Source organism: Pseudomonas sp. RGM 3321 (genome assembly GCF_022836805.1).
Lineage (GTDB): Bacteria > Pseudomonadota > Gammaproteobacteria > Pseudomonadales > Pseudomonadaceae > Aquipseudomonas.
The window spans coordinates 1-14,237 of sequence record NZ_JALHBH010000104.1; the positions used below are offsets into that span (position 1 = coordinate 1).

Annotated in this window: 14 protein-coding genes; 11 read left to right on the plus strand and 3 right to left on the minus strand. The window is 58.3% G+C overall.

Annotated features, from left to right (window positions below):
• The first annotated feature begins 244 nt into the window (after positions 1–244).
• Positions 245–712: a preQ0 transporter gene (locus RGM3321_RS10240; RefSeq protein ID WP_004666056.1), complete on the plus strand. Its 468-nt coding sequence runs from the start codon at positions 245–247 to the stop codon at positions 710–712.
• Between the two features lie 103 nt (positions 713–815).
• Positions 816–1,997 (plus strand): formate-dependent phosphoribosylglycinamide formyltransferase, encoded by a 1,182-nt coding sequence (purT, locus tag RGM3321_RS10245; protein WP_244392965.1) that lies wholly within the window; start codon positions 816–818, stop codon positions 1,995–1,997.
• Between the two features lie 49 nt (positions 1,998–2,046).
• Here purT and RGM3321_RS10250 read toward each other — a convergent pair whose 3' ends face one another.
• From RGM3321_RS10250 to ccsA, 3 genes are all read right to left on the minus strand, one after another.
• A complete protein-coding gene (locus RGM3321_RS10250; protein ID WP_244392966.1) occupies positions 2,047–3,357 on the minus strand; it encodes an MFS transporter in 1,311 nt (436 codons plus the stop codon).
• A 149-nt stretch (positions 3,358–3,506) separates the two neighbouring features.
• On the minus strand, positions 3,507–4,754 hold the full coding sequence (locus RGM3321_RS10255) for a CNNM domain-containing protein (protein WP_244392967.1): 1,248 nt from the start codon (positions 4,752–4,754) through the stop codon (positions 3,507–3,509).
• Positions 4,755–4,766: 12 nt separating this feature from the next.
• Positions 4,767–5,579 carry a cytochrome c biogenesis protein CcsA gene (gene ccsA, locus RGM3321_RS10260; protein ID WP_244392968.1) on the minus strand — a complete coding sequence of 271 codons (813 nt, stop codon included), beginning with the start codon at positions 5,577–5,579 and terminating at the stop codon, positions 4,767–4,769.
• A gap of 213 nt (positions 5,580–5,792) precedes the next feature.
• On the opposite strand from ccsA, the gene ffh reads away from it, so the two are divergent.
• The 9 genes from ffh (at position 5,793) to thrC (ending at position 14,205) form a co-directional block, all read left to right on the plus strand.
• Positions 5,793–7,169 (plus strand): signal recognition particle protein, encoded by a 1,377-nt coding sequence (gene ffh, locus RGM3321_RS10265; RefSeq protein WP_005732467.1) that lies wholly within the window; start codon positions 5,793–5,795, stop codon positions 7,167–7,169.
• 247 nt (positions 7,170–7,416) lie between these two features.
• Positions 7,417–7,674, plus strand: a complete 258-nt coding sequence (gene rpsP / locus RGM3321_RS10270; RefSeq protein ID WP_002552521.1) for a 30S ribosomal protein S16 — start codon at positions 7,417–7,419, stop codon at positions 7,672–7,674.
• A gap of 5 nt (positions 7,675–7,679) precedes the next feature.
• Positions 7,680–8,219 carry a ribosome maturation factor RimM gene (gene rimM, locus RGM3321_RS10275; RefSeq protein ID WP_002552522.1) on the plus strand — a complete coding sequence of 180 codons (540 nt, stop codon included), beginning with the start codon at positions 7,680–7,682 and terminating at the stop codon, positions 8,217–8,219.
• 5 nt (positions 8,220–8,224) lie between these two features.
• A complete protein-coding gene (gene trmD, locus RGM3321_RS10280; protein ID WP_002552523.1) occupies positions 8,225–8,977 on the plus strand; it encodes a tRNA (guanosine(37)-N1)-methyltransferase TrmD in 753 nt (250 codons plus the stop codon).
• A 44-nt stretch (positions 8,978–9,021) separates the two neighbouring features.
• A complete protein-coding gene (gene rplS / locus RGM3321_RS10285; RefSeq protein WP_002552524.1) occupies positions 9,022–9,372 on the plus strand; it encodes a 50S ribosomal protein L19 in 351 nt (116 codons plus the stop codon).
• Positions 9,373–9,474: 102 nt separating this feature from the next.
• Entirely contained in the window at positions 9,475–10,371 is an 897-nt protein-coding gene (xerD, locus tag RGM3321_RS10290; protein ID WP_244392969.1) for a site-specific tyrosine recombinase XerD, read from the plus strand.
• A gap of 145 nt (positions 10,372–10,516) precedes the next feature.
• Complete coding sequence (gene dsbC / locus RGM3321_RS10295; protein ID WP_244392970.1) at positions 10,517–11,257, plus strand: bifunctional protein-disulfide isomerase/oxidoreductase DsbC; 741 nt, start codon at positions 10,517–10,519, stop codon at positions 11,255–11,257.
• A gap of 135 nt (positions 11,258–11,392) precedes the next feature.
• Positions 11,393–12,697: a homoserine dehydrogenase gene (locus tag RGM3321_RS10300; RefSeq protein ID WP_244392971.1), complete on the plus strand. Its 1,305-nt coding sequence runs from the start codon at positions 11,393–11,395 to the stop codon at positions 12,695–12,697.
• Between the two features lie 98 nt (positions 12,698–12,795).
• Complete coding sequence (gene thrC, locus RGM3321_RS10305) at positions 12,796–14,205, plus strand: threonine synthase (RefSeq protein WP_244392972.1); 1,410 nt, start codon at positions 12,796–12,798, stop codon at positions 14,203–14,205.
• Positions 14,206–14,237 lie beyond the last annotated feature (32 nt).

The window sequence follows — 14,237 nt, forward strand, 5'->3', positions numbered from 1 at the left end:
GGCGCTTGGGTGAAAGGAGGAGGGGTGAAATCTCCTACGGGTCTGTACTGCGCGAACAGTCAGAAGCGAACTAAGTCCCTCCTCCTCCCTTCAAGTCTTACCATACAAGCGAACTTGTTCGCGAAGAGGGCGGTACAGTCGATGCATTTCCTGCGTCAGAAATAGTGCTTTCGTTTTCGCTTGGGCGCGGCTCTTGTCCGCGTTTACTATCATTGCCGCTCGCTTGCACAGGCCCAAACCCACCATGCTTTTCCTGATCGCTTACATCGGCAGTGTCGTGCTGATCAACTTCGCCTTCTCCAGTGCGCCGCATCTGGACATCATCTGGTCTGCTTGGGGCGGGCTGGTGTTTGTGTTGCGCGATATGGTGCAAATTCGCTTTGGTCATGGCGCGATCATCGCCATGCTGGTGGCGCTGGTGCTTTCGTATGTCACCAGCGATCCGACCATTGCCCTGGCCAGCGCCACTGCGTTCGCGGTCTCCGAGTGTATCGACTGGCTGGTTTTCAGCATTACCAGGCGCCCGTTGCGTGACCGGTTATGGATCAGCTCTGCACTCAGTATTCCGCTGGATACCTTTATCTTCTTCGGCATGATCGACGCCCTGACTGCACCAGTTGTGCTCACTGCACTGGCATCGAAGTTCGCCGGCGTGACCCTGGTCTGGATGATCATGGCCTGGCGAGCGCGCAACAATGCTTGTCCGGGCTGAGCGCCCATTTGCCGGGGCTTCGTGGTAAATTGCGCGCCTTTCTCCATAGCGGTTGCTTGCATAAGGCAGGCAGCCCTCGATATCTGCTTCACGAGGACCTGAGATGACTCAAATCGGAACTCCACTGTCGCCCACCGCGACTCGCGTACTGTTCTGCGGCAGCGGCGAACTGGGCAAGGAAGTCGTGATCGAGCTGCAGCGCCTGGGCGTTGAAGTGATCGCTGTTGACCGTTATGAGAACGCGCCCGCGATGCAGGTTGCTCATCGCAGCCATGTGATCAACATGCTCGACGGGGCCGCGTTGCGTGCCGTCATCGAGGCCGAGAAGCCGGATTTCATCGTTCCGGAAATCGAAGCCATCGCCACTGCAACTCTGGTTGAGCTTGAGGCCGAAGGCTTCACCGTGATCCCGACCGCGCGCGCGGCACAGTTGACCATGAACCGTGAAGGCATTCGTCGTCTGGCGGCCGAAGAGCTGAAACTGCCGACTTCGCCTTACCACTTTGCCGACACCTTCGAGGCGTACAGCAAGGCGGTCGAAGACCTCGGTTTCCCGTGCGTGGTCAAGCCGGTCATGAGTTCGTCGGGCAAAGGGCAGAGCCTGCTCAAGAGCGTCGATGACGTGCAGAAAGCCTGGGATTACGCGCAGGAAGGCGGTCGCGCTGGCAAGGGCCGCGTCATTGTCGAAGGTTTCATCGACTTCGATTACGAAATCACATTGCTGACCGTGCGTCACATCGGTGGCACCACGTTCTGCGCGCCGGTTGGTCATCGCCAGGAGAAGGGCGACTATCAGGAATCCTGGCAGCCTCAGGCGATGAGCCCGGTAGCGTTGGCAGAGTCGGAGCGTGTTGCAAGGGCTGTGACCGAGGCACTGGGTGGCCGTGGCATGTTCGGCGTCGAGCTGTTCATCAAGGGCGATCAAGTGTGGTTCAGCGAAGTCTCGCCGCGCCCGCACGACACCGGTCTGGTCACCCTGATTTCTCAGGACCTGTCGCAGTTTGCCCTGCACGCTCGCGCGATTCTCGGCCTGCCGATCCCGTTGATCCGTCAGTTCGGGCCATCTGCTTCCGCAGTGATTCTGGTCGAAGGCCAGTCCACTCAGACCGCTTTCGCCAACCTCGGCGCGGCGCTGGCCGAGCCTGACACCGCGTTGCGGCTGTTCGGCAAACCGGAAGTCAACGGTCAACGCCGCATGGGCGTCGCCCTGGCTCGCGACGAGTCCATCGAAGCCGCGCGGGCCAAAGCGACCCGAGCATCGCAAGCGGTAGACGTAAAGTTGTAAGGGCGCAGCTGCAAGCAGGAGTGTGGTGCTCTTGCTTGCAGCTTGAGGCTTATAGCTCCCTATCCCGAGTTTCTTTCAGGCTCAACACCGCCAGCACGCTGATCAGCGCAGCTGCAGATACATACCCGCCCACCCAGCTCAAGCCGCCCATCGCCACCAGTTTCTGGGCGAAGAAGGGTGCAACCGAGGCGCCGACGATCCCGCCCAGGTTGTATGCCGCCGATGCGCCTGTGTAGCGAACCTGTGTCGGGAACAGCTCTGGCAGCAGTGCGCCCATGGGGGCAAACGTGATGCCCATCAGAAACAGCTCGATGCACAGAAACAACGCCACGGCCCAGGTGCTGCCGTGAGTCAATAGTGGTTCCATGGTGAAACCTGACAAAATCGCCAGCACACCACCGACAATCAGTACCGGCTTGCGCCCGAAGCGGTCGCTTGCCAGTGCAGCCAATGGGGTGGCAGCCGCCATGAACAGCACCGCAAAGCACAACAGCCCCAGAAACGTTTCACGGGTATAGCCCAGCGTGGCCACGCCGTAACTCAATGAAAACACCGTCGAGATATAAAACAGCGCATAACAGACGACCATCGACGCTGCACCAAGCAGCATTGGCCGCCAGTGCTGGCTGAAGGTTTCCACGATCGGCAGGCTGACACGTTGGTGATGGGCCATGGCCTTGGCGAAGACAGGGGTTTCCTCCAGCTTCAGGCGTACATACAGCCCGACCATGACCAGCACGGCGCTGAGCAGAAACGGGATTCGCCAGCCCCACGAGCGGAACTGCTCATCGGTGAGGGTCATGGCCAGTGCTAGAAACAGGCCATTGGCGGTCAGAAAACCGATTGAAGGCCCCAGCTGCGGAAACATGCCGAACCAGGCTCGTTTGCCTTGCGGGGCGTTTTCGGTCGCCAGTAGCGCAGCGCCACCCCATTCCCCGCCCAGGCCAAGCCCCTGACCAAAGCGCAGTACACACAGCAGAATCGGTGCCCACGCGCCGATAGTCGCATAACCGGGCAATACGCCGATCAACGTGGTGCAGATCCCCATCAACAACAGCGACGCCACTAGGGTCGATTTACGCCCGATCCGGTCGCCAAAATGACCGAACAGCGCCGACCCGAGCGGGCGTGCGAGAAAGGCGATACCGAAGGTCAGAAATGACGACAGCATTTGTGCCGTGCCTGAGGTCTGCGGGAAAAACACCGGACCTATCACCAGGGCGGCGGCAGTGGCGTAAACGTAAAAGTCGTAGAACTCGATAGCCGTGCCGATGAAGCTGGCTGTGGCGACGCGGGTCGCCGAATTCGCCGGCTTTACGGGCGCGGCATTATTTTCGCGAGAGGGCGGGGTGCTGGTCATGCGGATTCCCTGACTGTCGACTCGCCGGGCGGCAAGGACCGTGCCCCGACAAGCTTTCATTATTGTGATTGTGGGTAAAGCGTCGAGCAGAGTAACCCGAATGGGTCGAGAGGCAAGGGTGTCGCCGGGATCTATTTGAAGGCAAAAATCTATTTGAAGGTGCGAACGAGGGTGTTCTGCCACATGGCCACGCGCTTGACGCGATTGTCTTCGGTTTCGAGAATTTCCAGCCGGTAAGGCCCTATTTTCAAGCAGACCGGAGCCTCTGGAATGGTCTCCAGTGCTTCGGTAACCAACCCGTTAACGGTTTTCGGGCCATCTGAAGGCAGGTGCCAGCCAAGGCTTTTATTGAGTTCGCGAATGGACGCAGCACCTTCCACCTCAAGGCGGCCGTCTTCCTGTTGCTTGACGTGGGGATTGTCCAGCCGCTGCTCGCTTTCGAACTCGCCGACGATTTCTTCAAGAATGTCTTCAAGGGTGACGATACCCAGCACTTCCCCGTACTCATCAACCACCACGCCGAGGCGGCGCTGCTGTTTGTGGAAATTCAGCAGCTGCAACTGCAACGGAGTGCTTTCCGGAACGAAATAAGGCTCGTAGCAGACTGCCAGCAACTGCTCTTTGGTCAGTGTGCTCTTGGGCAGCAGGTGACTGATGTCGCGGGTATTGATGACGCCCTGAACCTGATTTATGTCGTTGTGATAGACCGGCAGGCGCGTGTGACGTGAAATGATCAGGCGCTCGATGATCAGCTCCATCGGATCATCAAGGTTGACGCCATCCACCTCGTTGCGCGGTATCAGGATGTCATTGACCGTTATGCTGTCCAGTGCGCGTATGCCCGAGAGCACGCTGGCGCGCGGATAATGCTCGTGAACAATGTCGTGGCGGTTGGTTTTCTGCACATCGTCTTCGAAGTTCTGCTCCTGTTGCTGCACGTGGCGTGACAGAAACGGGCGCAGCAGCGTCTTGGCGAGCACGTTGAACACGTAGGCCAGCGGCCAGACGATCTTCATTGGAATGCGCAGTACGCCATTGCCCAGTAGCAGTGTCGAGACAGGGTGACGGTTCGCCAGGCGGCGCGGTATGTATTCGGCGAACACCAGCATGACGCTCACGGTACCCAGCCATGCCACGGTCGGGCCGTTGTAGAACCAGTAATTGGCAGCAATCAGTGTCGCGATTACGGTGATCAACACCCTGATCAGCGTATTGCCCAGGATCAGGCTGTTCAGGTTGAAGGCCAGCTCGGGAAGCGGCGCGGCCTTGTCCGAGCGGCTGGCGGCGCGCATTGCCTTGAGTTGATGGTGCGCGGCTTCGACGGACGTCAGCAGACCAGCCCAGAGCATAAGGAGGGCGAGGACGCCAAGCAGTGGGCCAAGGGGCAGATTATCCATGATCAGGGCCCGTCAGATGTGCAGGATGAATTCGCGTACCAGCTTGCTGCCGAAGTAGGCGAGCATCAGCAGGCAGAAGCCGCCCAGGGTCCAGCGAATGGCTTTGTGGCCTCGCCATCCAAGGCGGTTGCGCCCCCACAGCAGCACGCTGAACACGACCCAGGCCAGGCAAGCCAGCAGGGTCTTGTGCACCAGGTGCTGGGCAAACAGGTTTTCAACGAATAGCCAGCCGGAAATCAGCGACAGTGAAAGCAGTGTCCAGCCAGCCCAGAGGAAGCCAAACAGAAGGCTTTCCATGGTTTGCAGCGGCGGGAAGTTCTTGATCAGTCCGGAAGGGTGCTTGTGCTTGAGCCGGTAGTCCTGCAACAGCAACAGCAACGCCTGGAATACGGCAATGGTGAACATCCCGTAAGCCAGCAGCGACAGCAGGATATGGCTCAGGATGCCGGGTTCTTCCATGATCGGCTGTACGGTGCCGCTGGGGGCGAACTGGGCGAGCAGGACGGTCACCATCCCCAATGGGAACAGCAGCACCAGCAGGTTTTCCACCGGAATGCGTGACGTGGCGATCAGGGTCACAACGATCACTGACGCGGCGATAAGGCTGGCCGAGTTGAAAAAGTCCAGGCCCAGGCCGACGGAATGCGTCAGTTGGGAAAACAGACCGATGGCGTGTGCGACCACCGCCAGCGTACCAAGCAGGCAAAGCAGCCGCTTGTCGGGCTTGACAGCCTGGCTCAGACGCAGGCTCTGATAGACGGTCGCAGCGGCGTAAAGAACGGCGGCGGCGAGGCTGGGAAGCAGGCTGGGTGGCAAAGGGGACATAGATCCTGATGGACGGGCCTGAAAAGACGTTGAGTTTGGCATAGAACCGGCAAATCACGAAAGACCACAGAAGCAGACTGCGTGGTGTCCGTGCGGCGGAGTCTTCGCTATAATCCGCGACCTGCTCAAGCCGCAGGCTCGCCGAGCGCCATTTCTGCATTACGGGCCGGGCCGCATCAACCGGGGTTCGACGAGAGCCTGAAAGGATCGCGCATGTTTGAAAACCTGACTGACCGCCTCTCGCAGACGCTGCGCCATGTTACTGGCAAGGCCAAGCTGAACGAGGACAATATCAAAGATACCTTGCGCGAAGTGCGTATGGCGTTGCTTGAAGCCGACGTCGCCTTGCCGGTGGTCAAAGACTTCGTCAACAACGTCAAGGAGCGCGCCGTCGGCACCGAGGTGTCGCGCAGCCTGACGCCAGGCCAGGCATTCGTGAAGATCGTCCAGGCCGAACTCGAAAGCCTGATGGGCGCTGCCAACGAAGATCTGGTGCTCAATGTCACGCCGCCTGCCGTCATTCTCATGGCGGGCCTGCAGGGTGCGGGCAAGACCACTACCGCCGGCAAGCTCGCGCGCTTCCTTAAAGAGCGCAAGAAGAAGACCGTGATGGTGGTGTCGGTCGACGTCTACCGTCCTGCCGCCATCAAGCAGCTTGAAACCCTGGCCAACGACATCGGTGTGACGTTCTTCGCCTCCGATATCAGCCAGAAGCCGGTCGACATCGCCCTGGCGGCCATTAAAGAAGCCAGGCTCAAGTTCATTGACGTGGTCATCGTCGATACCGCCGGTCGTCTGCACGTCGATGTCGAGATGATGGGCGAGATCCAGGCGCTGCATGCTGCGACCAAGCCAGCTGAAACGCTGTTCGTGGTCGATGCCATGACCGGTCAGGATGCGGCCAACACCGCCAAGGCCTTCGGTGATGCACTGCCGCTGACCGGTGTGATCCTCACCAAGGTCGACGGTGATGCTCGCGGTGGTGCGGCCCTGTCGGTGCGTGCAATTACCGGCAAGCCGATCAAGTTCATCGGTATGGGCGAGAAGAGCGAGGCGCTGGAGCCTTTCCATCCTGACCGTATCGCGTCGCGAATCCTTGGCATGGGCGATGTGCTCAGCCTTATCGAGCAGGCTGAACAGACTCTCGACAAGGATAAAGCCGACAAGCTGGCGAAAAAGCTCAAGAAAGGCAAAGGCTTCGATCTCGAAGACTTCCGCGATCAGCTGCAGCAGATGAAGAACATGGGCGGCCTTGGCGGCCTCATGGACAAGCTGCCAAGCATCGGCGGCGTCAATCTGGCACAGATGGGCAATGCCCAGGGCGCGGCCGAGAAGCAGTTCAAGCAGATGGAAGCCATCATAAACTCGATGACACCTGGCGAACGCCGTGACCCGGACCTGATCAGCGGCTCGCGCAAGCGCCGTATCGCAATGGGCTCGGGTACCCAGGTGCAGGACATCGGGCGTCTGATCAAGCAGCACAAACAGATGCAGAAGATGATGAAGAAGTTCTCCGCCAAGGGCGGAATGGCAAAAATGATGCGCGGCATGGGCGGAATGCTCCCTGGCGGCGGCATGCCAAAAATGTAATTGCGTCGCGTGCAAGTTTCTTTGCACGCGTCCCACACGGGGGGTGACCCCCGGTCAGCTCGCGTTATGCGGGCTTTTACCTGCTGTCATACCGACAGCTCCCTCGCAAATCTGGAAGGCATGCCGATAGGCGCCGGAAAAAGACATTTGCAAAAGTCGGGATATTCCTTAGAATATGCGGCCTTTCGGGCACCTATGCCCGCTGTGCATCTTAGATTTGCAGCACCGACTACAGGAACGATGTTCAATGCTAACCATCCGTCTTGCCCTTGGCGGCTCCAAAAAGCGCCCGTTTTACCACTTGACCGTAACCGACAGCCGCAACGCTCGTGACGGTTCCCACAAGGAACAGGTTGGTTTCTTCAACCCGGTTGCCCGTGGTCAGGAAATCCGTCTGTCCGTTAACGAAGAACGCGTCAACTACTGGTTGAGCGTTGGTGCACAAACTTCCGAGCGCGTTGCCCAGCTGCTCAAAGAGCACAACAAGACCAAGGCCGCGGCCTGAGTCTTATGAACGCGACGCCTGCATCTGCCGACGATCTGATCGTCATTGGCAAGATTTACTCGGTTCATGGCGTTCGCGGCGAAGTGAAGGTTTTTTCCTTTACTGATCCGATTGGAAACCTGTTGGACTACAAAACCTGGACGCTTCGGCGCGAAGGCAGCGTTGAGAAACAGGTGGAGCTGGTCAGCGGGCGCTTGCAAAGCAAGTTTCTGGTCGCAAAGCTCAAAGGTCTCGATGATCGTGAAGAAGCTCGTCTTCTCTCCGGTTACGAAATCTGCGTGCCGCGTAACCTGTTCCCTGATCTGGACGATGGCGAGTACTACTGGTACCAGCTTGAAGGCCTCAAGGTCATCGACCAACTCGGGCAACTGCTCGGGAAAATCGATCACCTGCTCGAAACCGGTTCGAACGATGTAATGGTTGTAAAGCCCTGCGCGGGTAGCCTGGATGATCGTGAACGCCTGTTGCCCTATACGGAGCAATGTGTGTTGGCAATCGATATGGCTGCTGGCGAGATGAAGGTGGATTGGGACGCGGACTTCTGAATGCCATGGCCAGCCTGCGCATAGAAGTTATCAGTCTGTTTCCCGAGATGTTTTCCGCCATCAGCGAATACGGCATTACCAGCCGTGCGGTGAAACAAGGGCTATTGCAGCTGACTTGTTGGAATCCGCGGGATTACACCACTGATCGCCATCACACTGTGGATGATCGCCCATTTGGCGGTGGTCCGGGCATGGTGATGAAGATCAAGCCCCTCGAAGATGCTCTGGTTCAGGCCAGGCAAGCAGCAGGGGATGCGGCGAAGGTTATTTACCTGTCGCCACAAGGCCGTCAGCTGAATCAGTCTGCGGTACGCGAACTGGCGCAGGAGGAAGCGATTATCCTCATCGCCGGTCGTTATGAAGGCATTGACGAGCGTTTTATTGATGCTCATGTCGATGAAGAGTGGTCGATTGGTGACTATGTTCTTTCCGGTGGCGAGCTGCCGGCTATGGTCCTGATTGACGCGGTTACGCGGCTGCTGCCTGGAGCTTTAGGGCATGTGGACTCCGCGGAGGAAGATTCCTTCACGGACGGTCTGCTGGATTGCCCGCACTACACCCGACCTGAGGTGTATGCGGATCAGCGTGTTCCCGACGTGTTGCTAAGTGGCAATCACGCGCACATCCGGCGTTGGCGTTTACAGCAGTCCCTTGGGCGGACCTATGAACGACGCGCTGATCTTCTGGAAAGCCGCTCGCTTTCTGGAGAAGAGAAGAAGCTGCTGGCGGAATACATCCGCGAGCGGGACGATAGTTAACGTATCGATGGTCGATCCATACGGATTACCTTAGGAGCACCAGCATGACTAACAAAATCATTCTTGCCCTCGAAGCAGAGCAGATGACCAAAGAGATCCCTACCTTTGCACCAGGCGACACCATCGTCGTTCAGGTTAAAGTGAAGGAAGGCGACCGCGCTCGTCTGCAAGCGTTCGAAGGCGTTGTAATTGCCAAGCGTAACCGTGGCGTGAACAGTGCTTTCACTGTTCGCAAAATCTCCAACGGTGTTGGCGTTGAGCGTACTTTCCAGACTTACAGCCCGCAAATCGACAGCATGGCTGTGAAACGTCGCGGTGACGTTCGCAAGGCCAAACTGTACTACCTGCGTGACCTGTCCGGTAAAGCAGCGCGCATCAAGGAAAAACTGTCCTGATACAGTTTTTCGATGCATAAAAAAGGCAGCCTTCGGGCTGCCTTTTTGCTATCTGATGTTTGAAAATTCGTTTTCGGCGTATCACGCACATACTGAGTTGAAATGTCTGCCATCGACCACCCGCTGATTGACCGGTTTCTGGATGCGCTCTGGCTTGAAAAGGGGCTGTCCGATAACACCCGCGATTCCTACCGCAGCGACCTGGCGCTGTTCAACGGCTGGCTGCAGGAACGCAACGTTGATCTACCCAGTGCCGGACGCGAGGTCATCCTCGATCATCTTGCGTGGCGCGTTGAAAATGCCTACAAACCGCGCTCTACAGCGCGCTTTTTATCCGGTGCCCGAGGCTTCTATCGCTACCTGCTGCGTGAAAAGCTCATTACGCTCGATCCAACTCTGCAGATCGATATGCCTCAGTTGGGCAAGCCATTGCCCAAGTCACTCTCCGAAGACGATGTCGAAGCGCTGCTGGCAGCACCCGACCTGAGTGAGCCCATCGGCGAACGTGACCGCGCCATGCTCGAAGTGCTGTATGCCTGCGGCCTGCGTGTGACCGAACTGATCAGCCTGACACTGGAGCAGGTCAACCTGCGCCAGGGCGTGCTGCGGGTCATGGGCAAGGGCAGCAAGGAGCGGTTGGTGCCGATGGGCGAAGAGGCCATCGTTTGGGTCGAACGCTACATGCGTGGTGCCCGCGACGAGTTGTTGGGCGGCAAGCCCAGCGACGTCCTGTTCCCCAGCACCCGCGGCGATCAGATGACCCGGCAGACTTTCTGGCACCGTATCAAGCATCAGGCGACGGTTGCCGGTATCGGCAAATCCCTGTCACCGCACACACTGCGTCATGCCTTCGCCACACATTTGCTCAATCATGGCGCAGACCTGAGGGTCGTGCAGATGTTGCTGGGGCATAGCGATCTGTCGACTACCCAGATCTATACCCATGTGGCGCGTGCGCGATTGCAGGAGATTCATGCGAAGCATCATCCGCGTGGTTGATATCGGATGTAATTTACGAAGAGTCTTACGTCGGTCTGAGTCGGCCCCGTGAGCCTTCTGTGGTAGGCTTTGCCGGTTTCGCATATCAAGGCTGGCGCGTCTTTTTCTGACCGCTGCCGGTCTGTCCGTCGTCATAGGAGTTTTCATGCGTTTGCCCCAGTTTTTCGCTGCCGCCGCTTTGATGCTGGCTGGCACATTCAGCCTCTCTGCCTTCGCTGATACTGCCCCCGATCAGGCTATTCGCAAGACGCTCGATTCGCTGGAGCTGCAATTGCCGGTCGAGAGCATCTCGCCGAGCCCGCTCAACGGCCTTTACGAAGTGAAACTCAAGGGCGGCCGTGTTCTGTACGCCAGTGCCGACGGTCAGTTCGTGGTTCAGGGCTATCTGTTTCAGGTGCAGAACGGCAAGCCGGTCAACCTGACCGAGAAGACCGAGCGTCTGGCCATTGCCAAGACCATCAATGCCATTCCGACTTCCGAGATGGTGATTTACCCGGCTGTGGGCGAGACCAAGTCGCACATCACGGTATTCACCGACACCACCTGCCCGTATTGCCACAAGCTGCACGAGGAAGTCGGGCAGTTGAACAAAATGGGTGTAGAAGTCCGTTACATGGCATTCCCGCGTCAGGGCCTGGGGTCTCCGGGTGACGAGCAGTTGCAGGCCGTCTGGTGCTCCAAGGACCGCAAAAGCGCCATGGACCGCATGGTCGACGGCAAGGATATCAAGGCCGCCAAATGCGACAATCCGGTGAGCAGGCAATATGAAATAGGTCAGTCGATCGGCGTCAATGGCACACCTGCAATTGTCCTCGCCGACGGTCAGGTCATTCCGGGCTATCAACCTGCTGCTCAGGTTGCCAAGCTGGCGCTGAGCGCCAAATAAGCCGGCGCGTTCGGGCTTGCCTTGCGTGTGCAGGGTGCCAGCTTTCGGCGTTTCGTCAAATGTGTAGTCGCATGGCGACATGCGGCGGTTTTCCACAGTCGATTCAGGTTCGACTGTTTTTCGGGGAGTTCATCAGTGAAACCGGTCAAAGTAGGCATATGTGGGCTGGGTACTGTCGGTGGCGGTACTTTCAACGTACTTCAGCGTAACGCCGAGGAGATCGCCCGCCGTGCCGGGCGAGGAATCGAAGTTGCGCAAATTGCGGTTCGTACACCAAACCCCAACTGCCAGATTGCCGGTACGCCTACTACCAGTGATGTGTTTGCCGTTGCGACCAACCCTGAAATCGATATCGTCGTTGAACTGATCGGTGGCTACACCATCGCCCGTGAACTGGTCCTCAAGGCCATCGAGCACGGCAAGCACGTAGTGACCGCCAACAAGGCGCTGATCGCAGTTCACGGCAACGAGATTTTCGCCAAGGCGCGTGAAAAGGGCGTAATCGTTGCTTTTGAAGCAGCTGTCGCTGGCGGCATCCCGGTCATCAAGGCCATCCGTGAGGGGCTGTCGGCAAACCGTATCAATTGGGTTGCAGGCATTATCAACGGTACTGGCAACTTCATCCTCACCGAAATGCGCGAGAAGGGCCGTACCTTTCCGGACGTTCTGGCCGAAGCCCAGGCGCTGGGTTATGCCGAGGCTGATCCGACCTTCGACGTTGAGGGTATCGATGCAGCGCACAAGCTGACCATTCTGGCCTCCATTGCCTTTGGCATCCCGCTGCAGTTCGACAAGGCCTACACCGAAGGCATCACCAAACTGACCACCGCCGACGTGAATTACGCCGAGGCGCTGGGCTATCGCATCAAGCACCTGGGCGTTGCACGCAGTACGGCCCAGGGCATCGAACTGCGCGTACACCCGACGCTGATCCCGGCCGATCGCCTGATTGCCAACGTCAACGGCGTGATGAACGCGGTGATGGTCAATGGCGATGCGTCCGGCTCGACGCTGTTCTACGGTGCCGGTGCCGGTATGGAGCCTACGGCTTCCTCCGTGGTGGCCGATCTGGTGGACGTGGTGCGGGCGATGACCTCCGACCCGGAAAACCGTGTGCCGCATCTGGCCTTCCAGCCTGATTCGCTGTCCGCGCACCCGATTCTGCCGATCGAAGCCTGTGAAAGCGCCTACTACCTGCGCATCCAGGCCAAGGATCACCCGGGCGTGTTGGCCCAGGTGGCGAGTATCTTGTCCGAGCGCGGTATCAACATAGAGTCGATCATGCAAAAGGAAGTCGAAGAACACGATGGCCTGGTGCCGATGATCCTGTTGACGCACCGTGTTGTGGAGCAGCGCATCAATGACGCCATTCAGGCCCTGGAAGCTCTTCAGGACGTGGTTGGTCCGGTGGTTCGTATTCGCGTAGAACATCTTAATTAACATCAGCTGCGAGCCGTCAGCTGCAAGCTTAAAGTCAGACGCCAGTCGTTTTGAGCTTGAGGCTTGAAGCTTTCGGCTCAAACCAAAGGTTTGATCCCATGCGCTATATCAGTACTCGCGGCCAGGCGCCGGCCCTGAACTTCGAAGACGTGCTGTTGACTGGTCTGGCCAGCGACGGCGGTCTGTATGTGCCGGAAAACCTGCCACGCTTCACTCAGGAAGAGATCGCCTCCTGGGCCGGTCTGCCGTATCACGAACTTGCCTTCCGGGTGATGCGCCCCTTTGTGGCTGGCAGCATCCCGGATGCCGATTTCAAGAAAATTCTTGAAGAGACCTACGGTGTCTTCGCCCACAGTGCGGTAGCACCGTTGCGTCAGTTGAATGGCAACGAGTGGGTACTTGAGCTGTTCCACGGTCCTACCCTGGCGTTCAAGGACTTCGCGCTGCAATTGCTCGGCCGCTTGCTGGACTATGTGCTGGCCAAGCGTGGCGAGCGTGTGGTGATCATCGGCGCTACCTCGGGTGACACCGGCTCCGCGGCCATCGAAGGCTGCCGCCGCTGTGACAACGTCGACATCTTCATTCTGCACCCTAACAATCGGGTATCGGATGTTCAGCGCCGGCAAATGACCACCATCTTTGGCGACAACATCCACAACATTGCAGTAGAAGGCAACTTCGACGACTGCCAGGAAATGGTCAAGGCCAGCTTCGCCGATCAGGGTTTCCTGAAGGGCACGCGTCTGGTCGCCGTCAATTCGATCAACTGGGCGCGAATCATGGCCCAGATCGTCTACTACTTCCATGCATCGTTGCAGTTGGGCGGGCCAGCGCGCTCGGTATCGTTCTCGGTTCCGACCGGCAACTTCGGCGACATCTTTGCCGGTTATCTGGCGCGCAACATGGGGCTGCCGGTCAATCAACTGATCGTCGCCACCAACCGCAACGACATTCTGCACCGCTTCATGAGCGGCAATCAGTACGTCAAGGAAACCCTGCACGCGACGTTGTCGCCTTCCATGGACATCATGGTGTCGTCCAACTTTGAACGCCTGTTGTTCGATATGCACGGTCGCAACGGTTCTGCGATTGCCGAGTTGATGAGCACGTTCAGGCTGGGCGGCGGTTTCAGTGTCGAAGAAGAGCGCTGGACCGAAACCCGCAAGCTGTTCGATTCGCTGGCGGTCAGCGACGAGGACACTTGCACGACCATTGCCGAAGTGTTCGCCAGCACCGGCGAACTGCTTGATCCGCATACCGCTATCGGAGTGAAGGCTGCTCGTGAATGCCGTCGCAGCCTGGACACGCCAATGGTGATTCTGGGTACGGCGCATCCGGTCAAGTTTCCGGAAGCGGTGGAGAAGGCCGGTGTAGGAAAAGCGCTTGAGCTACCTGCACATTTGTCTGATTTGTTCGAGCGGGACGAGCGCTGCACTGTACTGCCAAATGACCTGAAAGCCATACAGGCGTTTGTCAGCCAGCACGGCAATCGCGGCAAACCGCTCTGACAGAAGCGTCGTGTAACAACTTTAGGCCCGCC